The sequence below is a fragment of the Snuella sedimenti genome (assembly GCF_016428595.1).
GTDB classification, from domain to species: Bacteria; Bacteroidota; Bacteroidia; order Flavobacteriales; family Flavobacteriaceae; genus Snuella; species Snuella sedimenti.
Window position 1 is genome coordinate 50,629 of the sequence record NZ_JAELVQ010000019.1, and the last position, 21,463, is coordinate 72,091.

General features: G+C 36.8%; 15 protein-coding genes and 1 tRNA gene. 8 read left to right on the forward strand and 8 right to left on the reverse strand.

Going from position 1 to position 21,463, the window contains the following annotated elements; translation table 11 throughout:
- Positions 1-17: 17 nt before the first annotated feature.
- The 4 genes from JF259_RS13345 to JF259_RS13360 form a co-directional block, all read right to left on the reverse strand.
- Positions 18-2,795, reverse strand: a complete 2,778-nt coding sequence (locus JF259_RS13345) for an alpha/beta hydrolase family protein (RefSeq protein WP_199115845.1) — start codon at positions 2,793-2,795, stop codon at positions 18-20.
- Positions 2,796-2,928: 133 nt separating this feature from the next.
- Positions 2,929-4,002, reverse strand: a complete 1,074-nt coding sequence (locus JF259_RS13350) for a DUF3179 domain-containing protein (protein ID WP_199115848.1) — start codon at positions 4,000-4,002, stop codon at positions 2,929-2,931.
- A 126-nt stretch (positions 4,003-4,128) separates the two neighbouring features.
- Positions 4,129-5,127, reverse strand: coding sequence for a hypothetical protein (locus tag JF259_RS13355; protein WP_199115851.1), 999 nt, complete (start codon positions 5,125-5,127; stop codon positions 4,129-4,131).
- 511 nt (positions 5,128-5,638) lie between these two features.
- A complete protein-coding gene (locus JF259_RS13360; protein WP_199115852.1) occupies positions 5,639-6,136 on the reverse strand; it encodes a DinB family protein in 498 nt (165 codons plus the stop codon).
- Between the two features lie 303 nt (positions 6,137-6,439).
- Between JF259_RS13360 and JF259_RS13365 the strand changes: the two genes are divergently transcribed.
- Positions 6,440-7,396: a helix-turn-helix transcriptional regulator gene (locus JF259_RS13365; protein ID WP_199115883.1), complete on the forward strand. Its 957-nt coding sequence runs from the start codon at positions 6,440-6,442 to the stop codon at positions 7,394-7,396.
- Here JF259_RS13365 and polA read toward each other — a convergent pair.
- Entirely contained in the window at positions 7,393-10,248 is a 2,856-nt protein-coding gene (polA, locus tag JF259_RS13370) for a DNA polymerase I (protein WP_199115854.1), read from the reverse strand. The two genes, JF259_RS13365 and polA, sit on opposite strands and share 4 nt — an antisense overlap.
- A gap of 144 nt (positions 10,249-10,392) precedes the next feature.
- Between polA and JF259_RS13375 the strand changes: the two genes are divergently transcribed.
- The 3 genes from JF259_RS13375 to JF259_RS13385 all read left to right on the forward strand — a co-directional run bounded on the left by JF259_RS13375 (position 10,393) and on the right by JF259_RS13385 (position 12,899).
- Positions 10,393-11,124, forward strand: coding sequence for a copper homeostasis protein CutC (locus JF259_RS13375; protein WP_199115856.1), 732 nt, complete (start codon positions 10,393-10,395; stop codon positions 11,122-11,124).
- 101 nt (positions 11,125-11,225) lie between these two features.
- Positions 11,226-12,461, forward strand: coding sequence for a metallophosphoesterase (locus JF259_RS13380; protein WP_199115858.1), 1,236 nt, complete (start codon positions 11,226-11,228; stop codon positions 12,459-12,461).
- A gap of 141 nt (positions 12,462-12,602) precedes the next feature.
- Positions 12,603-12,899 (forward strand): thioredoxin family protein, encoded by a 297-nt coding sequence (locus JF259_RS13385; protein WP_199115860.1) that lies wholly within the window; start codon positions 12,603-12,605, stop codon positions 12,897-12,899.
- 10 nt (positions 12,900-12,909) lie between these two features.
- On the opposite strand, the gene JF259_RS13390 is transcribed toward JF259_RS13385, so the two are convergent.
- Positions 12,910-13,566, reverse strand: a complete 657-nt coding sequence (locus tag JF259_RS13390) for a polysaccharide deacetylase family protein (protein ID WP_199115861.1) — start codon at positions 13,564-13,566, stop codon at positions 12,910-12,912.
- A gap of 6 nt (positions 13,567-13,572) precedes the next feature.
- Entirely contained in the window at positions 13,573-16,899 is a 3,327-nt protein-coding gene (locus tag JF259_RS13395; RefSeq protein ID WP_199115863.1) for a glycosyltransferase family 117 protein, read from the reverse strand.
- A 150-nt stretch (positions 16,900-17,049) separates the two neighbouring features.
- Here JF259_RS13395 and JF259_RS13400 point away from each other — a divergent pair.
- From JF259_RS13400 to era, 3 genes are all read left to right on the forward strand, one after another.
- Positions 17,050-17,122, forward strand: a tRNA-Gln gene (locus JF259_RS13400).
- Between the two features lie 190 nt (positions 17,123-17,312).
- Positions 17,313-18,038, forward strand: a complete 726-nt coding sequence (locus tag JF259_RS13405) for an FKBP-type peptidyl-prolyl cis-trans isomerase (protein WP_199115865.1) — start codon at positions 17,313-17,315, stop codon at positions 18,036-18,038.
- Positions 18,039-18,171: 133 nt separating this feature from the next.
- Entirely contained in the window at positions 18,172-19,056 is an 885-nt protein-coding gene (gene era / locus JF259_RS13410; protein WP_199115867.1) for a GTPase Era, read from the forward strand.
- A gap of 110 nt (positions 19,057-19,166) precedes the next feature.
- On the opposite strand, the gene JF259_RS13415 is transcribed toward era, so the two are convergent.
- Entirely contained in the window at positions 19,167-19,673 is a 507-nt protein-coding gene (locus tag JF259_RS13415) for a GTP-binding protein (protein ID WP_199115869.1), read from the reverse strand.
- Positions 19,674-19,839: 166 nt separating this feature from the next.
- On the opposite strand from JF259_RS13415, the gene der reads away from it, so the two are divergent.
- Positions 19,840-21,144 carry a ribosome biogenesis GTPase Der gene (der, locus tag JF259_RS13420; RefSeq protein ID WP_199115871.1) on the forward strand — a complete coding sequence of 435 codons (1,305 nt, stop codon included), beginning with the start codon at positions 19,840-19,842 and terminating at the stop codon, positions 21,142-21,144.
- The last annotated feature ends 319 nt before the right edge of the window (positions 21,145-21,463 follow it).

Sequence of the window (21,463 nt, forward strand, 5' to 3'; positions counted from 1 at the left end):
TCCTTTAAAACATAACATTAATTCTTTAATAGTTCATACCCTTGGTTGATACCTTTTTCGACTGCAGGAACACCGCGTTCCATCCAAACAGGTTTAGGGGCTGCTTTAAGATAGTGATCGAAAAACTGAGCCATTCTAATATTGAAATCTTTTCTGTTTTGGTATTTTACAGGCCAATGGGGTTCGTCGTTGTAGTTTAAAAACCAAGATGGTTTTCCTAAACGACGTAGACTAACAAAAAACTCTATGCCTTGGTACCAAGGTACATGACCGTCGGCGTCATTATGCAATATTAGTAAAGGTGTGTTGATTTTATCGATATTGAAAATAGGAGAGTTTTCTATATAGCGCATGGGGTATTCCCAAGGCGTGCCCCCAATTCTACTTTGTGTATGCTCATATTGAAATTGACGGCTCAATCCTGTCCACCACCTAATACCTCCATAAGCGCTAATCATGTTCGATACAGGCGCACCAGATTCGGCTGCCTTAAAGATACCAGTTTTAGTAACCAGATAAGCAATTTGGTAGCCTCCCCAGCTATGCCCTTGTACGCCAATATTGTCTTTATCAACAAATCCTTTTTCTATTAATTTTGTAACACCCGGTATTACGCAGTTATAGGCGCTTTCACCTGGATAGCCAATGCGATATTCAACGTCGGGATTGAAGATAACATAACCGCGACTGGCATAAAAACTATAATTAATAGTAGACCTGCCATAAGATGGAGCATGATGATTGTGTAACCTGTTAGAGCTGCGCTCGTAAAAATTAACAATCATGGGGTATTTTTTATTAGGATCGAAGTTTTCTGGTTTTACCAACAAACCTGTTAATTCTTTACCATCAAGAGATGTCCATTTTACAGTTTCTATACTCCCCCAATTATAATCTTTTTGTTGCGGATTGGCATCGCTTAAAACAGTTTGCTTTTTAAAATCTAAATCCGTTAATCGTAAATTGGGAAATTCCTTAAAAGATTCTCGGCTAAAAAGCAAGGTGCTATTCAATTTTGCTTTTTGTGGATTGTTATATTTAAAAGGCCCTTTTTCTAGTTGCTTTAAACTGTTTTGTTTCGGGTTGTATTCTGCAAATCCCCCTTCTTTGGTGCTCTCATTAAATGTAGAGAGTAGCCAATTGGATTTTAAACTGATATCATCACGCTCCTTGTCTAATTTTATATAACGGTACACAGTTTTGTTGGAACGTCCGTTAGTTAGGTTTTTAGCTTCTCCAGTATCTGGATCGATTTGCCAGATGTCATAGCGGTCGTATATTAACATGTGCTTGTCGGCTGTTGTCCAACCTGCAATTCCATAGGCGTTAGGGTGTTTAGGAGCATCGTTTCGTTCGTCATAAAAAACGCTGCCTTTGGTAAGTGCTTTATACTTGTTGGTTTTTATGTTGTAAGCAAACCATGTGCTGTCTATTGTGTGATACCCATAAATATAGTTTCCTTTAGGGCTTAAATCAGCTTTAGGTACTTTTTTTAATACCACGTTTTGTGAGCCCGACTTGGTATCCACAATAGCAAAATCTTTTAAATCCATAGCGGTCCACTGACTTTCAAGTGCATATGGTGTTGGATTATTTACTAAAGCTATGTTAGCATTGCCTTTGTCTGCAATTGTTGAATAAGGGAAGTCCTTCGTTTCAATCTGGATTGTCCTTTCGGCATTAAAATCGTAAACGGTTCTATACGATTTTATAGTGTCGTTTTTTACCTGTAGCTCCTGTACTGTGTATAGTCTGGGTTCATTGTATGTCCAGACTTCAACATTAACAATTTCATCTTTTAGCAATGTTGTATCCTTTGCGATTGGAGGTGTGCGCAATCCAAAATACAATCTTGATTCATCTTCAGAGAAGTTTAGCAACCCATTATCAGACACTAAATACCCCTTAGGTGTGGTCGTGTTATCGTAAAGTTTAGCGGCCAATGTTTTGCCTTCTTCCCAGGTATATAATTCATTTGGTCTTATTTGTGTTTTAGTGGTATCCGTGTCTACTACAAAGGCGAGTCGCTTGCCAGTTTCACTTAAGTTAAGTCCAGTATATCTAGCTTTTGTTGTTTTGTGGATGTGGCTCAACCTACCTGTATTGAAATTATAAACAAATACCCCTGCATTAGCATTGTCTTTGTCTCCAGTTGTAGAAAGTGCTAACTTTTTACCGCTTTTCGCAAAAGTGTAATTGGTAACATGTTTAAAGGTATCTTGATTTTTAGTTGCCAAATTTCGAATGATTAAGTGATACCCATTCTTTTTGTTGACTTCCTTTGGTTTCTTTTCTTTGGTTTTAGTGCTGTCGCTTTTGGTTTCTTTTTTATCTGTCTTTATTTCCTCCAGATAATAAGCTAGTTGTCCAGACCATTTTTCGGGGAAACTATACGATTTTACATTAGGTATCTTGAATAGTTCTTTGGTTTTAAGGTTGTAAACAGCCAAAGTGTCTTTAGGTAGTTTCTCCTTTTTTACCTTTCGACGCTTCATGTTGTCAAGGCTGTCCTTTAAGGGTTTTATTGTAAAGGTTAAAAACTTAGAATCGTAGGTAAACAGCCCTTTGCTTGCTCTGTGATATTCCAAAAGTGTTTCGCCTTTGTTTGACTTTAAAATTAAATGACTATCTGCATCGTCCTGTTGTAAGTCGTAAACCACATAAGCGCCATTAGGTGCAATTTCTTGATTGTCAATACGTTTCCAAAGTGCTACGTCAGCATGGTCTAAAACCTTTTTTTGGGCAACAGATATGAAGGAAACGAATAGGAAAAAGGATATAAAAGCTAATTTCATGTATTGTGTAAAATTTTGCTTAAATATAATTATTCCTATCAGTAAGAACCACTTCTTGTTTTAGTTTAACATAAAAAGCGCTTCGTGTCAGTACGCCGTTTTGTAGCGTATAAAGTTCTAAGGTGTTAAATATTTAATAAATATCCGGATTTGGGTAAAAGGCAGCAATGGCAAACCAAAAACTAATGACAGATTTTGAAGCTGTTAATTTTTCACCTAGCCTAGGGCCTGATATAACCTCTCCAAATGCCGACCACCTATTCCCTTCGTTGTCCTCAAAAAGTGCACCGTCCGTTGTATTTTGTTTATGTTCAAAAGTGAGGTCTTCATATGCTTCGGGAAGCACAAACGAACAAATTAAATCGTCGTTTCCAACTATTAAGTAGCTGCTTCCATTAAACACATCTATAATTGTTTTGCCTCCACTAAAGTCAGAAAAGCGGTATACTTTGGATTTATCGCCGCTTATTATAGCGTGAACACGCTCTTTGTTTGGTAGGGCATTATTAAAAATAGCCGGTTGGAATAAAAAGAAACCATGATTTGTTTTGTATTCGCCGTAAGGATATTGTCCATAGTTTCTTGAAAACCCTGTGTTTACGTCCAGAACTTTAGTGTTTGGGTAAAGTGTTTTCCATCTGTTCCAAGTAGTTTCTATAACCTTAACAAGTGTTGGTGTTTTACTAATTAAGGGACCGTTTACACATTCTAGTTTTAGTTGGGACCAGTTGCTATCTGTGTTTCTGTCGTATAATATTAGGTTGGAATTGTATAATAAACCGGATACCCCAAATGTTGATTTTGTCCCGTTCACTTCGCTTTTCCAGCTAAAAGCGGTTCCGGTTAGGGGGCAATAGTTTATGGTAAGGGATTCACCATTTATGTCGTCGTTAGTAACTTCATGCCAATCCAGTATATCATGCGGATAAGCCCTTGCTTCACCATTTACATGAATTCCCACTACTAAATCGTCATCAGCTAAAAAAGTTGTCTCATTAGCAGTTATAAATTTAGGATTGTCAATAGAGGGGATACCATCTTTACCAGGGCCTCCATCCTTAACTTCATTAATTGGAATTAACCATTGTGAGGCATTGCCTCCATTGTTGCCTCCTGATGGTGGAGGGGTTGTATTGTTGTTTGGATCGCTACTACTGCACGATATAAGTAATAGGCTAAAGGCTAAATTAATAAATGAACGTTTCATGAGTTTATAGTTTTAAGTAGCCAGTGTGATTAGCCATATTAGTAATGGCTCATTTTTAGCTTTTGTTTTACTCGATAATCGAAATTTAAATGCTCCGAGGCTCGCCTCGAAATCAAAAAATAATTTCTATAAATGCCTCGTGTGCTTACGTCGAGGTAGTTTGCTTATTATATTAGGCTTAGGACTGGTTTTAAAAACAAGCCCACTGGTTAGTCTATATGTTGGTGTTAGTTGTGTGCCATCAACAAAGCTGTATATGGGTAATTCGGCTTTTAAGGAAAATGAAAGTTGGGGTGTTAAGCTGATACTAAAATTGGGGATAACAAATACCCAGTTGCCTCCTGTATTGTCTAAATTAAAGTTGTTAACTTTATCTTGATTTGCATTTCTGTATTTAAACGAAATACTAGGAGTGACAATGGTTTTGTAAAAAAGGAATTGGTCTGAAAAATGAATAAAGGCCTGTAGTTCATTTCCAAATTTATAGGCAGAATCGCCAAAATAGGATGTGTTTGTTCCTGTACTACGGTAAATTATATTTGATGAAACTGAAAAAGAAGGCCTAAAATTAAAGCTAGTACTAATTGACGACCAATACACCATATCCCATGCATTGCTACCGGGTTGAAGGTCGGCATTTAATGTAATGCCTTGGTCGTTTGTTTCAGTAGAAGATCCCAAGGGAAGTTTTGTTCCTAAACCAATGGCCAGATCGGTATTCTTGCCCATTATTTTAGGGAACTTGTATTTTGCTAGCAAAACGGCATCACCAATGCCAGAAGTTTTATCTAGGTTTTCATTGTTAAATTGACTTATTTTTCTACGTTGGTTGACCCAGGAAAACAAGCCTTCAATTGAAAGATTATTGGTAAGTGCGTAGTTAGCATTAAGTAAAACAGAGTGGGTAATTCGTAGTCGGGCATCGTCATCCAGTTTGTCATTGCCATTGTTAAGGGTGTTCAAATTATTATAGTCGTAGTGAAGGCCTATTTGCAGGCTTCCTTTTTCTAAAATGGGCAGTCCAATATTATTTGAAAGTGGTATCCCGCCCGAGCAACATGTTTGGGCATTAATTTGTAAAACAGGAAGCATACAAACAATCGAAAGCAATTCTTTAAAACACATAGCAAGTTTCTTGTGGATATATAAGAAGTCGTTGCTATATGTGTATCCTTACTGGTTTTAAGAATTGACCATCTATGTTGTGTTAGTATAAACGATTGAAAATTATTTGTTTAAGGTGAGGTTTGTTGGAGTTTGTCTTGAGTTTTTCAACTACCTTACAGGTTATGCCCTAAGGTTGACTTAATTCAAATTCATAGCCAAATTAAAGGCTTTGATCGATAAGAATCCTCGAGGTCTTGCCTCGAGGATAGTTTGTTTCAAGAAATTCTTTTATTGCAATTCTTCGCAGTAAAATCCGTGGCGCTTTAGGGCATTGCATACCGTTTTTGCTTTGAGCATTTGGGATTCGACTCGGAGAATGTTATCGCAATCCTCCAAGTCAAAATTCCAACGACCCTGCCTCGCGACCAATGTGTCCAAAAGCGGTTGTAGCAGCTTTATGTGCTTTGGTCTAGAAATAGAAGTTTTAAATACTAAAACGGTTTTCATGGGCTGTTCGTTTTAAGATTGATTAGCGTTCGTAAAAAGCAGGTGGTTCAATACCTAAAGAACGTAAATACACATAGCCTTGTCCGCGATGGTGTATTTCGTTATCTATAAAGTAGAAAATAGATGACTGCACGGTGCCTTCATATTGCCCAAATATCTTGATGGTGTTCTGGAATTGATCTGGTTTTATTTGAGTCCAATACCTATTGATCTCGTCGGTAGCTTTGTCCCAGAGTTCAAGTAATTTCTCTTTTTTGTTATTGTGTTCAAAGTGCTCGTTAAGTGGAGCCATTTCTCCTGTGGCAATTTCTTTAATACCGGGGGCTGCAATGCCTAAAAGCTCCATGACCATTTCCGAAAAAGGACGCATACCACCAATGGTGTGATTAAAAAAAGCGTCTTCAGGAAAAGCTTCAATAGTTCTTCGCGTAAGACTTCTGTGTCCTTGCCAGTGATTAATTAGTTGGGTTGGTGTTATCACTTGATGTGTTTTTGTGCTTTTGTTCAATGTTGTTTCCATGTTCTAGTTTTTAATCATTTTTAATTATTGAACAAAGTTAAAATCGGTGTATGACAGCCCTTTGTCAGCAGTGAAAAATAATTTTCATTTTTGTTTTATTATGTTGTAAATCAATGTTTTGATGTGGCGTCTTGACTGGGGGATATAATCTTTTGATACCCTGCTGACAAAGGGGTGTCACCAGCAATGCCTTAATTTGTACTGTAGCAATGTTAATGTTGAATTATTATGGATAAATTGAACCCTAATTTCGACTTATGCATTAAATTGAAGACCTATCTTTGGGAGATATACTATGCTATTATGAGTTTAGATACAGTAAAACGTTTTGATCGTATTGTTGCAATTCTTGTGCAATTACAGTCCAAACGTATTGTAAAAGCGCAAGAATTGGCAGACCGATTTCAGGTAAGCTTGCGGACTATTTATAGAGACATTCGAACCTTGGAGGCTTCCGGGGTTCCAATTGTTAGTGAAGCAGGAGTGGGGTATTCTATTATGGATGGCTATCGATTGCCCCCTGTTATGTTTACACGTGAGGAAGCTGGAAGCTTTGTTGCAGCTGAAAAGTTTATGCAAAAATTTGTAGATAAATCGCTAGGGAATTATCACGAGTCTGCAATGTTTAAAATAAAGTCTGTGTTAAGAGGGGCCGAAAAAGACTGGATTTCTGCCTTAGAAACACAAATTGTTGTAGATCCTTCCCGTGAACTGTTCAATAAAAAAATACCAAATGCCCTGGAAATACTCTTTGAGAGTATAGCCGAAAAAAAACAGGTATTTTTAAAATACCTTGCATTAAATAGTGAAACACCTTCCGAAAGATTTGTTGAACCTGTTGGTTTATTTCATGAAAATGGCTTTTGGTATGTATTGGGCTATTGCCATTTAAGAAAGGATTACAGGCAATTTAGAACCGATAGGATGCTAATGATTAAAAGAACGCAGCAGGTTTTTACAAAAGAACATGGCACAATTGATGAGCACCGACAAAAGGATAAAACCGTTCAAAAAACTAAAGTTAAGATTTTGGTCGATAAAACTATAGCACGCTATATAAATGGTAATAAAAAGTATTATGGTTTTGTTTCAGAAACGATTAAAGGCCATCAAGTGGAGATGACCTTTGAAACTTCCGATTTGGAAAACGGATTCCCAAGATGGTATCTTATGTTTGGTGATTATGCTGAAATTATCGAGCCCGAAAGTTTAAAAATCCGGGTTAAAGATATTTTGAATAAAACGGCCGCAAAGCTTTAATGTGCCTCTAGCCAATTATTTCCAGTTCCTAGATCGACATCAAGAGGAACTTCTAATTGATAGGCATTTTCCATTTCCGTTTTTACTAAAGTTTTAATACTGTCGAGTTCAGGTTTGTAAACATCAAACACCAATTCATCATGTACCTGTAATAGCATTTTTGTTTTAAAATTACCGTCTTCCAATTTCTTGTAAATGTTTATCATGGCTATTTTAATAATGTCGGCAGCACTCCCTTGTATGGGGGCATTCACAGCATTGCGTTCTGCGGCACCACGTACTACAGCGTTACGGGAATTGATGTCTTTTAAATAACGACGTCTACCTAAAACCGTTTGAACATAGCCATGATCACGAGCAAAATCGACTTGTTTGCTTATGTAGGCCTTTAATTTGGGATAGGTCTCATAATAGGTGTCAATAAGATCTTTGGCTTCACTTCGGGATAAGTCAGTTTGGTTGCTCAATCCAAAAGCAGAAACACCATAGATTATACCAAAGTTAACCGTTTTGGCATTGCTTCGTTGTTCGCGGGTAACTTCACTAATAGGAACATTGAATACCTTAGATGCGGTTGATGCGTGAATGTCCTCTCCTTGTTTAAATGCTTCAATCATGGTTTCTTCCTCACTTAAGGCCGCAATAATACGTAGTTCTATTTGTGAGTAATCGGCAGCCAGTAGGATGTAATCTTCGTTTCTAGGAACAAATGCTTTGCGTACTTGTCTTCCGCGTTCTGTACGAATAGGGATGTTCTGTAAATTGGGGTTGTTGCTACTCAACCTGCCAGTAGCAGCTACAGTTTGCATGTAGTCTGTATGAACCCTGCCTGTTGTAGGGTCTACTTGTAACGGTAAAGCATCAACATAAGTACTTTTTAGCTTCGAAAGCCCCCTAAAATCTAAAATATGCTGAATAATGGTATGGTCTTTCGCTAAATAGGACAGTATGTCTTCCGATGTTGCATATTGTCCCGTTTTGGTCTTTTTAGGCTTGTCTACCAGTTTTAGTTTGTCAAATAAGATGTCTCCTAATTGTTTTGGTGAAGCAATGTTGAATTCTTCTCCAGCTTCAGCGTATATTTTACCTTCTAAAGCTTTTATGTCACTATTTAATTGTTCAGCTAAGGACGTTAGAAAGTCTTTGTCCAGATTAATGCCCTCTAGTTCCATAGCGGCCAGTACTCTTAATAGCGGCACTTCTATGTCGTCAAACAATTTTTGGGTGCTGGCTTGGTCTAGTTCATTGGCAAAATGCTCTTTGAGTTGTAGTGTAATATCGGCATCCTCAACAGCGTATTCTGTTTGCTTTTCAACGGGGACGTCTCGCATCGATAATTGGTTTTTTCCTTTTTTACCAATAAGTTCAGTAATGGAAATAGGCGTATAATTTAAATAGGTTTCAGCCAGTACGTCCATGTTATGGCGCATATCAGGATTAATTAGATAATGCGCTAGCATGGTGTCAAATAGTTTGCCTTTTACTGTAATATTGTATTTAGCTAAGACTTTAATGTCATATTTTAAATTCTGACCAATTTTTTCAATATGTTCAGCCTCAAAGAATGGGCGTAATTGTTCTATGAGTTCTTGTGCTGCTGCTTTGTCTTCTGGAAACGGTAAATAAAAACCTTTACCTGCTTCCCATGAAAAAGCAATGCCTACCAAGTTTGCAGCTAAAGGGTTGATATCGGTGGTTTCGGTGTCAAAACAAACACTGTTTTGGTTCATTAAGTTTTTTAGGAACAATTTAATAGCCAGATTAGATGTAATACTTTGGTAAAAATGCGAAGTGGTACTAGCCGTTTTTCTGGTATATCCTGATGAGGTTTCTGTTGTTGTAGCTTCGGAAGTATCGTTACTACCAAATAACGAAAATTGACCGGCACCTGCCGCTACTTGTTCTTTTGGTGTTGCTTTGGTGTCTGCTGTTGTTTCTGGTATACTTTGGTTGTCTTCAGAAGCGTTAACGGCAAAGGTCTTTGTGAAATTATCAATAAGTCTTCTAAATTCCAGTTCCTGAAAGATTTCCGTAACCTTGGGGATATCGGGTTGCTCAAGCTCAAAATCTTTGGCATTAAAGGTTACAGGTACATCCAGCATTATGGTTGCCAGTTTTTTTGAAAGTAAGCCCAATTCTTTGTTAGCTTCTACTTTTTCTTTCATTTTGCCTTTTAGCTCATGGGTGTTTTCAAATAAACCTTCCATGCTGCCATATTGCGCCAAGAACTTTTTGGCTGTTTTTTCGCCTACACCAGGGAGTCCTGGAATATTATCGCTAGAGTCACCCATCATGCCTAAAAAGTCTATAACTTGTAAGGGATCTGTAACTTCAAACTTTTTCTGTACTTCTGGAATGCCCCAAGTTTCGTAGCCGCCACCAAACGATTTTGGACGGTACATAAAAATGTTTTCCGAAACCAATTGGGCAAAATCTTTGTCTGGTGTCACCATAAAGGTTTGGTAACCTTCTTTTTCGGCTTGTTTAGATAGTGTGCCTATAACATCGTCGGCTTCATAGCCTTCTTTAACCATAATAGGGATATGCATGGCCTTTAAAATTTCCTGAATGTATGGTACTGCCACTTTTATGGCTTCAGGCGTTTCGTCACGGTTTGCTTTGTAAGCTTCATACATGTCCACACGATCGCTACTACCACCTTTATCAAAGCAAACTGCTAAATGATCTGGGCGTTCCCGTTTTATAACATCCAAAAGCGAGTTCATAAAGCCCATAATGGCAGACGTGTCTACACCTTTGGAATTGATTCTCGGATTTTTAATAAAGGCATAGTAACCACGGAAAATTAACGCGTAAGCATCGACTAAAAAAAGACGTTTTTGATCTGACATGTATTGATTTTTTTGAAGTTTATAAAACTACAAAAAGTTATGACCCCATAGAAATTAATTGAGTTACAATTTTGCAGCCTAGTTTTATTTTTAGTCGATTATTATAGGAGAGTATCATTATATTTGCCTTAATTATTAAGTATTATGATAGTAGAAGTTTGTGCAAATTCATTCGAATCGGCTGTAAATGCAGAAAAGGCAGGAGCACACCGTATTGAATTGTGTTCGGAATTGGCGGTTGGGGGTATAACACCATCTTACGGATTGATAAAAAGGGTAACGGAAACCTTAACGATTCCTGTATTTGTGTTGATTAGGCCAAGAAGTGGTAATTTCACTTATAGTGTGGACGAGTTTGAAATTATGAAGCAGGATATCCTTATGTGTGAAGAATTAGGTTGTGCCGGAATTGTTTCAGGCGTTTTGCATAATGATCAAACGATAGATGTTATCCGTACACAAGAACTTATCACGCTTTCAAAGTCTTTAAATTTTACGTTTCATCGTGCATTCGATTGGGTGCCTGATGCCAAATTGGCCTTAGAACAATTAATAAAAATGGGAGCTGATCGTGTGCTTACATCAGGTCAAGAAGCATCGGCAGCAAAGGGCATTGACTTATTACAGACGTTAAATACCTTAGCTAATGGTATTATAGGGATTCTTCCGGGAGGTGGTATTAAACCAGAAAATGCGGCACTATTTAAAAAAGCTGCATTTTCAGAAATTCATGTCTCTGCCTCAGCTATCGAAACGGTTGGTGACAAACCCAAGGTTTCGATGAACAGTGATAAATTTTTTGATGAAACCATTCATTCATATTCAGATGTTGCTACCATTCAAAAGATATTAAAGGAAACGCATCCATCCAGTTAGTATTTTCTAAACGGCATTGTATCAATTCTTAAGGTAGCGTTAAATCTATTTCAGTATTTATTTTACTGTTTAAAATGAAGTATCTTTGGTGAAAAATCACTATGCTTCGTTGGATATTTTTTCTTGCTCTTTTTGGAATGATAGACCTTTATGCCTTTCAGGCATTTAAGACGGTAGTTAAAAATAATTGGCTTCTAATACTTTATTGGTGCATTACTGTTTTTGTTATAGGCAATTTTGTATTTCATTATTATGGATTTAACCGAAGTGATGGTTTTACCCAAGCGCATGCGTATGCCTTTGGGCTTCTTATTGCGCTTTTAATTCCTAAAATGGTATTGTTGGTTATAATGTTTGGCGAAGATGTGTTTAGGGTGCCTCAAGCGATCTATCGTTATTTTACCGAGGGAGATACTGCCAAAGGGAACTATTTTGCTAACCGCCGTCAGTTTTTAAGTAAGGTAGCATTAGGGATTGCTGCTATACCATTAGCATCTATTATTTATGGGATGTATCGAGGTAAATACAATTATAAGGTTTTAAAATACACTTTGTCTTTTGAAGATTTACCAGAAGCATTTGATGGCTACAAGATAACCCAAATTAGTGATATTCACTCCGGGAGTTTTGATAATATAGATAAGGTTAATTATGGTGTAGATTTAATTAATTTACAGCAAAGTGATGTGATATTATTTACTGGGGATATTGTAAATAATAGTGCAGATGAGTTAAAGCCTTATGTCGAAACCTTTAGCAAATTAAAAGCTAAGGATGGTCTATTTTCGGTATTGGGAAACCATGATTATGGTGATTATATTAGTTGGGCTTCTAAAGAAGCAAAAGCACAAAATTTGAAAGATTTAAAAGATTACCAAAAGCAGATAGGTTTTGATTTGTTGCTAAATGATAGTCGCTATATTGAAAAGAATGGTGAGCGCATTGCTTTGGTTGGGGTTGAAAACTGGGGCGCTGGTGGATTTAAAAAAGCGGGTGACTTAAAAAAGGCATCGCAGCATATTGCTAAAGAAGACTTTAAGATTTTAATGAGTCACGATCCATCGCATTGGGAGCGAGAAGTAATTCATGACGATTATCATTATCACCTAACCTTTAGTGGGCATACCCATGGTATGCAGTTTGGTATTGAAATTCCTGGATGGTTTAAATGGAGCCCTGTTAAATGGCGTTATAAGTACTGGGCAGGCATTTACAAGGAAATGGGACAGTATATAAATGTCAACAGGGGCTTTGGTTATTTGGCGTTTCCTGGACGTGTTGGTATTTGGCCCGAAATAACCGTAATAGAGCTTAAAAAAGCTGTGAAAGAAGTATAATTATATGGAAATGTTATATTTACTACAAAATAGCTTATTTTTATCGCTAAGAAGTAACATATCTATACCATTTTTAACTACTTTTAATTAAAGGATAAAAATTGTAGGTTTGTAATACTTGTTTGACTAAAACGATTAAATATGTCAAAATTTGGGGAACTTATTGATGTTAATGTTCCTGTTCTGTTGGACTTTTACACAGAATGGAACGAACAATCTACAGCCATGCACCCAGTGCTTAGGGATGTTGCAGCAGCACTTGGTGACAAAGCAAAAGTAATTAAGATTGATGTTGATAAAAATCAAGAGCTTGCTGAAGCTTTGCGAGTAAAAGGTTTGCCGACATTAATTATTTATAAGGATGGGGAGATGAAGTGGCGCCAAAGTGGAGAACAAGATGCTAACACCTTGATAGGGATTATTCAAAAATACCTTTAAAAAACAATAGTTATTTTGAGGGTATTGTTTCAAAACGGTAACCTTTATTGTTAAAATATTCCAGCGTTTTAGGTAATGCGTATTGCATGTTTCTTGATGCTTTTACACTATCATGGAATACAACAATGCTTCCGTTGGTAGCATTGTTTAGTACATGCTTTAAGCAGTTTTCTTTGGTTGTGTTTTTGTCCCAGTCAAAAGATAACACATCCCACATAATAATGTCGTAACCTAATGCGATGAGTTTTTTTCCTTGGCGGGACTTTAGTTGTCCATAAGGTGGGCGGAATAAATTCTGAACTCTGAATTCTGAATCCTGAATTTCTTTTTCCATTATTTCTTGCGCTTCGAAAACATTTTTTAAATAATTTTTAATTGGGGTTTTCCATCCTTTTTGGTGATTATAGGTGTGATTCCCAATAGCGTGCCCTTCATTTAGGATATCTGTAAATATTTTGGGATACTTTGCTATATTATTGCCAATACAAAAAAACGTTGCTTTGGCATTAAAGTCGTTTAAGGTTTTTAGTGTCCAATTAGTGATTTCTGGAGTGGGGCCATCATCAAAGCTTAGATAGATTGTTTTATTTGTGTTAGGGATGTCCCAAATATAATTTGGGAACATCCTCTTTATGGTTAATGGTGTTTTTGCGGGTATTAAGCCCATTCCTTTTTATTGTATTGTGTCGTCAAGAGGCCTGTCTCCTGAAGGGATGCTGGTGTCTTCAACTGGAAGGTCTCTATCTGTTTTAGGTGCTAATTCTTCAGGTTCACCACCATAAAAACTTCTAAATAATTTTAAATAGTTGTTAAAGGTGTCTCCTTCTGTTTCAGCAAGTTCAGGGTCATGCCTAACCAAAACTTCTAAAATGCTGTTATAACGTTGTATGTCGGTGTAAATATCTTCAAACAAACGTTCTTGCTTGTCTATTGTTAAACTACTGTAATAGCTTAAATTTTCTTGGTATTTTTGCGCTACCTCCTTAAACAGTTGTTGTGCTTTTTCTTTATTGCCAACTTCGTAATAAGCTGCGATGTAAGGTTCTAAAAGCGTGTAGTACCCAAAGTATTCTACAGGCATGTTGGTCATGGCAATATCTGCTATTTCCTCGGCTTTTTCTAATTTATCCTCATTGATCAACCTCTCGATTAAGCGAGCCAAATTGCTTCTGTAGGTAATTGCATTTTTGCGTGTTTCTGGGTCATGGTATATGTTTGGGCTGCCACTGTTGCCCCAATCCCATTTTTTTACTTTCTCGTACATAAGCTCGGTATCAACACGCCCCATTTCAAAAGGGTTGGCCTTGTCTACGGGTGTTTTAATTGGAACCAGTTTGTAGCATAAACCATCCAATTGCAGATAGTCTTTCATCCAAATATAATCGTCGTCACCAAAACTACCTCCTGTAAAATAGATAGGGCGTTCCCAGTTATTGTTGGCAACAACATCCAACATTAATAGTCTGTTTTTATAGATAGCGCCTTCTTTTATCTTAATGTCAATATAAGGTACAATCTTGTCAGCGTCTTTTTGTTTTACAATTCCGGACTTTAAGGCATTTTCCTTATTTACAGGTAGGCGTAAAATCTCGGTTGGTAAATAACGGGAATTCAAATCCTGACTTCTTACGCTAGAAATATCAATACCTTGCTGCTGTAAAACGTACTTGTATTTTGTTTTAGGATTATTACTTGTAATGAAGTTTAAAAACTCCTTAATTTCTAGAGTGTCCTGAATCACTGGTTCTTTCACTACATATTCGTTGGTGCCAAATTTATAGTATTCATGTGTTAGTTGTGACGGTATGGGATCACTTTCATAGGCTTTACGCTTCATTTGGTCTATATACCAGTCTGTTTGGAATAAGCTGGTGTTAACCACGCGTACATCGGTACGATACCCTTCAATTTCCTGAGCATACCAAAGGGCAAAAGTATCGTTGTCGCCTATGGTGAATAAGATGCCGTTTTCGGCACAGGAATCCAGGTATTTTTTTGCCATTGAGCGCGCTGTGTATTTGTCTGATCGATCGTGGTCATCCCAATTGTTGGCAGCTAAAATGCCAGGAACTAAAATTAAACACACAACAGTAATTATTGGAGCTGCAAGTTTTTGTGGTAGGTGCTTTTTGAGGGTGTCAAAAATAGCATATACGCCAAACCCAATCCAGATTGCAAAAACATAAAACGAGCCTACTACCGAATAATCGCGTTCACGAGGTTCGAACGGGCGAACGTTGGTATAAAACTGAATGGCCAGACCGGTAAACAGGAAAAATACCAACATGGTCCAAAACAATTTCTTATCGGTATTAAACAAAAAGAAAAAGCCCAGAAGCCCTAAAATTAGTGGTAAAAAATAGTAGGTATTTCTAGCTTTGTTGTTTTTTATGTCACTTGGTAGGTTTTCTTGCGGATAACCTAAATGCCATTCGTCGATTGGTTTAATGCCGCTAATCCAGTTACCATGGTTGTCATAACGCCCTTGTATGTCGTCTTGTCTTCCCGTAAAATTCCACATAAAGTAACGCCAGTACATGTAACCTAGCTGGTATTCCAACATATAGGCTATGTTGCTGCCTAAGGATGGTTTTTCAATGTCTAAAATGCTTTTAAACTGTTTTAAAAAATTATTGAAATCTTCATAATCAATATTACCTTGTGCAATCTCATTTTTAAAATTAGCGATGGCCGAACGGTAATTGTTGTCCATTTGGTGCTCAGGTTTTAACTTAAAATTTAAAAAACCAGTAAACATCATATAGTTCTCGGCATGTTCTGGACTCCACATTCTTGGCAATATGGAGGCGTGTTTCGAGTTGTAGTTTTGTTTGGCGTTTTTGTAATCGTTTACAATAACGTACTTCCCTTTTTCTTCGTCTTTCTCGTATTTGGGTTTGTCGTCCTCATAAGGGTTGTTCTCGTCCAAATAAGCATATTGGTCGGTAAATAAAGGACCATAAAATAAGTGGGTTTCGGGGTATTGTTCTAAATTATAATACGCTAGTAGTTCCCTTGCGCTGGATGGGTTATTTTCATTAATCACAACATTGGCATTGGCACGAATGGGTAACATGAGCCATGTAGAGAAACCAATAATAATAAATGTAATGCACAGTATGCTAGTGTTAATATGAACATACTGTTTTTTTCTTGTATACCTAAGCGCATAATGTATTGCGGCTACAAGTACGATGCCCGCAATAATGGAGCCTGAGTTGAAAGGGAGCCCTACGGTATTCACGAAAAATATTTCGAAAACGCTAAAAAACTTAAGGATATTTGGAGCTAAGAGCTTAAAAACAAAGAGTAAAATGCCTATTGAAATAGCATTAGCTATAATAAAGTTTTTAACGGTTATGGTTTTGTAATTCTTGAAATAGTAAACAAGTCCGATGGCAGGTATGGTAAGCAGTCCCATAAAGTGAACTCCAAAAGAGAGACCTATTACAAAAGCAATTAAAATAAGCCAACGATTGCCTCTCGGCGTGTTCATATCCTGTTCCCAACGTAAACCCAACCAAAATAAAATGGACATAATAAGGGTAGCCATAGCATATACTTCGGTCTCTACGGCATTAAACCAAAACGAATCTGTAAATGTAAAGGCCAAGCTGCCAACAAGTCCACTACCTAAAATAGCCATAGCTTGAGATTGATTGATGTCACTTTTTGGAGTCACTAGCTTTTTTAAAAGTAGGGTAATGGTCCAAAACATAAATAGTATGGTGAAGGCACTGGATACGGCGCTCATCATATTGAGCATAAAACCAATTTGTGTCGCTTTGAAAGCAAACATAGAAAAAAAGGCGCCCAGCATTTGAAATAAAGGAGCGCCAGGAGGGTGACCTACTTGCAGCTTTGCTGAGGTTAAAATATATTCTCCAGCATCCCAAAAACTCACCGTGGGCTCAACGGTTAGGCTATATGTAATAAGTGCTATTAAAAAAGAGAACCACCCTAAGATGGTGTTCCATTTTTTAAAGTTAAATTGTGTCATAATAAATCTATGTTTATTGCTTTGGCGAATTTAATAATAAATATGTTATCCAAAATGTTTTTAAGTAAACCTTAAGTTTTCAAAATAATTTTTCAAAAAAATCTTGTAGAAATAAAACTTTGTTTTAAATTTGCAGCCTCAATTGGTTATTGGCCTATGGTGTAACTGGCAACACGTCTGGTTTTGGTCCAGAAGAGTCTAGGTTCGAGCCCTAGTAGGCCAACAAAATTGTAAATCCTAATCATCTTTTTGGTTAGGATTTTTTTTTTGAAACTCCTGTTTTTATCGACTTGTAAACACGAATAGGCTTTGCACTTGAAACTGAGATGTAATAATAATACGTCGGCATCTTTTATTGTGAAGTAAAAATCGCTACTTTTGGCAACTAAAAAATAAACCAAACAAAATTTAAAATGAAAATAACGAAGTTTTTAAGTATCGCATTAGTGGCTGCTCTGGCCAGCTCATGTAATAAAGGAGGAATTGCAAAAAAAGCGTTAACTACAGAGATTGATTCTGTTAGTTATGCTATAGGAATGGATGTAGCCCGTAATGTTGGGACTAGTTTTACCGAGTTTGATAACGATTTGTTTATTCAGGGCTTTATGTCTGTTTCCGATTCGTCTGAAGTGTTAATTGACAAAGACGCTGCACAAGGTATAATAAGAACCTACATGATGAAAAAGCAGCAGGAGCAACAAGCAAAAATGGAAGAAGAAGCTAAGAAAAAAGCTGAAGAAACTCATGGAGATTTAAAAGCTGAAGGAGAAAAGTTCTTGGAAGAAAATATGACTAAAGACGGTGTTGTAACAACAGCTAGTGGCTTACAGTATATTGTTTTAAAAGAAGGTGACGGTGAAAAACCAGAAGCAGCTTCTAAAGTAAAAGTACACTACCACGGTACTTTAATTGATGGTACTGTGTTCGATAGTTCTGTGGATAGAGGTGAACCAGCTCAATTTGGTGTTGGTCAGGTTATAAAAGGATGGACAGAAGGTTTACAGTTAATGTCTTTGGGGGCAAAGTACAAGTTTTTTATTCCTCAAGAATTAGCGTATGGTCACCAACAAAGAGGTGCTAAGATTAAACCATTTTCAACATTAATTTTTGAAGTTGAGTTATTGGAAATTATAAAGTAAAATAGATTTATAATATTTTAAGTGTTAGAAAACAGGGGGTTAAGCTTCCTGTTTTTTTTGCTTATAATTGTAATATATAGTAGGATAAACAATTCAAGGTTGTAAATTTGCAGCGTTTTTAATAAGAAAATATATGGGGCACAAAGCAGGTTTTGTAAACATTATAGGAAATCCAAATGTGGGCAAATCTACATTAATGAATGCATTTGTAGGCGAAAGGTTGTCTATTATTACGTCTAAGGCGCAAACCACACGGCATCGCATTTTAGGCATCGTAAACGGAGACGATTTTCAAGTAGTCTTTAGCGATACTCCTGGGATTATCAAACCAGCCTATGAGTTGCAGGAATCGATGATGGACTTTGTGAAATCGGCCTTTGAAGATGCCGATATCCTATTGTATATGGTAGAGATTGGGGAGCAGGAATTAAAGGACGAAGCTTTTTTCAATAAGATAATTAATTCTAAAATCCCAGTACTCTTACTTTTAAATAAAATTGATAAGTCCGATCAAGAACAGTTAGAGACTCAGGTACAGCTTTGGTCCCAAAAAGTGCCTAATGCCGAGATTATTCCTATTTCTGCTTTAGAAGGCTTCCAGGTAAAGGAAGTTTTCGATCGTATTGTGGATTTGTTGCCGGAATCTCCAGCCTTTTATCCTAAAGACCAATTAACGGACAAACCGGAGCGTTTTTTTATAAATGAAACCATACGAGAAAAAATATTACTGCACTATAAAAAGGAAATACCTTATGCCGTAGAGATAGAAACAGAAGAATTTTTTGAGGAGGATGATATTATTAGGGTGCGATCTGTCATTATGGTAGAACGTGAAACGCAAAAAGGTATTATAATTGGACATAAGGGAAGTGCCTTAAAGCGCGTAGGAGTAGAGGCCAGAAAGGATTTGGAAAAATTCTTTGGAAAGCAACTCCATTTGGAACTCTATGTAAAAGTGAATAAAAATTGGCGAAGTAATCAAAACCAGTTAAGACGTTTTGGTTATAACAATAAGTAATACTAACTTTTTAATTCGATAACCTTAACTTAAGGCAAAAGCAGGACATTTGCCAATGGTAGTTAGAATTATGCGAGTTAGTTTTAAAAAAGCTTTGGTTGGTACTGTATTCAATCGGAGCTTTTTTCATTTATAACACGATTCATGAAATTGCGTAACGCAATCATTTCTTCTTTACTGGAAGATTTTCCAACCCTACCGCCTAAATATAGGGTAATCCAAATAACTGCCATTAGGAGCATCATACCAATTTGTATTGCATACGATGTTTGTAATGTCCAATTGGTATAAGCCCAAATACCAAAAGCTATAAATAAACCAGCTACTAAAAAGTGAATAAACATAAATAATGTCCATACCGTCGGATTAGGACCAAATAAGCCATAAATTATGCAGTTATGGTCATCAATTTCATTAACCTCTAAATGCAGTTGAGGTGACCAGAAATGTTGTTTGTGTTTGGGGAATTTAATAAATACATGATCATCTATACGTGTTACGGTAAAGTCCGATTGCGTTGTTTTTGTTTTTTGAAAGGCTTCCAGGATGGTTTGGTTGCTTTGGGATAATTCGATTTTAAATCGGGGGCGTAAAACGATATCTTGAGTTGTTGGCATTTAGTAATTATTTTAGGCACAGTAAAGTACTATTTTTATTTGAAATATAAATCCTTTTAATCTTTGCTGAAAAAGGACTTGACATTGGTTATATTTCCTATTTTTGCAGAATATTTCATATAGTAAAGAAATATCAATCGGCATTAAGCTGTTACAATTTAAGATTATGAGTAATATAGTAGCCATAGTAGGGCGTCCAAATGTTGGGAAGTCGACATTCTTTAATCGTTTAATTCAACGACGGGAAGCCATTGTCGATGCTGTTAGTGGTGTTACAAGGGATCGTCATTACGGAAAGAGTGATTGGAACGGTAGAGAGTTCTCTCTTATTGATACTGGCGGATATGTTGTGGGAAGTGATGATGTGTTTGAAGCAGAAATCGATAAGCAGGTAGAATTGGCGATTGAAGAAGCTGATGCCATTATTTTTATGGTTGATGTGGAAACAGGCGTTACCGGAATGGATGAGGATGTTGCTAAATTACTTCGTAAAGTAAATAAGCCTGTATTTTTGGTTGTAAATAAAGTTGATAATGGACAAAGGGCAAAAGATGCAGTTGAATTTTATTCTTTAGGCTTGGGAGAATATTATACTATAGCAAGTATTAATGGTAGTGGTACCGGAGAATTGTTGGATGCTTTGATAGCATCCTTGCCAGAAAAAGAAGAAAAGGTAGAAGAAAACTTGCCGCGATTTGCTGTTGTGGGGAGACCAAATGCAGGGAAATCATCTTTTATTAATGCCTTAATAGGAGAAAATCGGTACATTGTTACAGACATTGCAGGAACAACGCGCGATGCTATTGATACCAAATACAATCGTTTTGGATTTGAATTCAATTTAGTCGATACGGCCGGTATACGCCGTAAGTCTAAAGTGAAGGAAGATCTAGAATTTTATTCTGTTATGCGAAGTGTACGGGCTATAGAGCATGCCGATGTATGTTTGTTGGTTTTGGATGCTACCCGTGGGTTTGATGGACAGGTACAGAATATTTTTTGGTTGGCCGAGCGTAACCGGAAGGGGATCGTAATTTTGGTTAATAAATGGGATTTGGTAGAGAAAGACCATAAATCGACAAAAGAATACGAAAAGGCTATCAGAAAGCAGATTGAACCATTTACCGATGTGCCAATTGTATTTATATCTGCTTTATCCAAGCAGCGTATATACAAAGCGATAGAAACAGCGGTCGAAGTTTATAATAACCGTTCTAAAAAGATAAAAACGAGTAAGCTAAACGATACTTTATTACCTGTTATTGAAAGTTATCCACCACCGGCTTATAAGGCTAAGTATGTAAAGATAAAGTACATCATGCAGTTGCCAACACCACAACCTCAGTTTGCTTTTTTCTGTAACCTTCCTCAGTACGTGAAAGATCCTTACAAGCGCTTTTTGGAAAATAAATTGCGAGAGCATTTCGATTTTAATGGTGTGCCCATAAGCGTCTATATGCGTAAAAAGTAGTTTTGTTAGTTGTTAGTTGTTAGTTGTTAGTTGTTAGTTGTTGTACATTGACGCAACTTAATTCTAGCTTAGTCATCTATATGAAAAGAAAAATATGAGAAAACTCATTTGTCTTTTTATTATGGCTTATGGAATTGCGTCTTGTAATTCGGACAATGCTATAGATTAGACAGATATGAATTTGTAGCAGAGTATTCAGCAAGTGTAACAGTTGGAGGTGTTGTTGGGATAACTGAACGGACTTTTGAAATTGGAGGAGTTTATAAAGGAACAGATCGAGGTAATGGTATGATAACAATAAGAATTGTTGAGCATTCAA

Coding starts and splice junctions, on each gene's coding strand:
- der (WP_199115871.1), top strand. CDS start 19,840: ATGAGTAATATAGTAGCCATAGTAGGGCGTCCAAATGTTGGGAAGTCG.
- JF259_RS13360 (WP_199115852.1), bottom strand. CDS start 6,136: ATGGAAACAACATTGAACAAAAGCACAAAAACACATCAAGTGATAACA.
- JF259_RS13390 (WP_199115861.1), bottom strand. CDS start 13,566: ATGGGCTTAATACCCGCAAAAACACCATTAACCATAAAGAGGATGTTC.
- JF259_RS13385 (WP_199115860.1), top strand. CDS start 12,603: ATGTCAAAATTTGGGGAACTTATTGATGTTAATGTTCCTGTTCTGTTG.
- JF259_RS13415 (WP_199115869.1), bottom strand. CDS start 19,673: ATGCCAACAACTCAAGATATCGTTTTACGCCCCCGATTTAAAATCGAA.
- JF259_RS13345 (WP_199115845.1), bottom strand. CDS start 2,795: ATGAAATTAGCTTTTATATCCTTTTTCCTATTCGTTTCCTTCATATCT.
- JF259_RS13380 (WP_199115858.1), top strand. CDS start 11,226: ATGCTTCGTTGGATATTTTTTCTTGCTCTTTTTGGAATGATAGACCTT.
- JF259_RS13395 (WP_199115863.1), bottom strand. CDS start 16,899: ATGACACAATTTAACTTTAAAAAATGGAACACCATCTTAGGGTGGTTC.
- JF259_RS13350 (WP_199115848.1), bottom strand. CDS start 4,002: ATGAAACGTTCATTTATTAATTTAGCCTTTAGCCTATTACTTATATCG.
- era (WP_199115867.1), top strand. CDS start 18,172: ATGGGGCACAAAGCAGGTTTTGTAAACATTATAGGAAATCCAAATGTG.
- JF259_RS13355 (WP_199115851.1), bottom strand. CDS start 5,127: ATGTGTTTTAAAGAATTGCTTTCGATTGTTTGTATGCTTCCTGTTTTA.
- polA (WP_199115854.1), bottom strand. CDS start 10,248: ATGTCAGATCAAAAACGTCTTTTTTTAGTCGATGCTTACGCGTTAATT.
- JF259_RS13405 (WP_199115865.1), top strand. CDS start 17,313: ATGAAAATAACGAAGTTTTTAAGTATCGCATTAGTGGCTGCTCTGGCC.
- JF259_RS13365 (WP_199115883.1), top strand. CDS start 6,440: ATGAGTTTAGATACAGTAAAACGTTTTGATCGTATTGTTGCAATTCTT.
- JF259_RS13375 (WP_199115856.1), top strand. CDS start 10,393: ATGATAGTAGAAGTTTGTGCAAATTCATTCGAATCGGCTGTAAATGCA.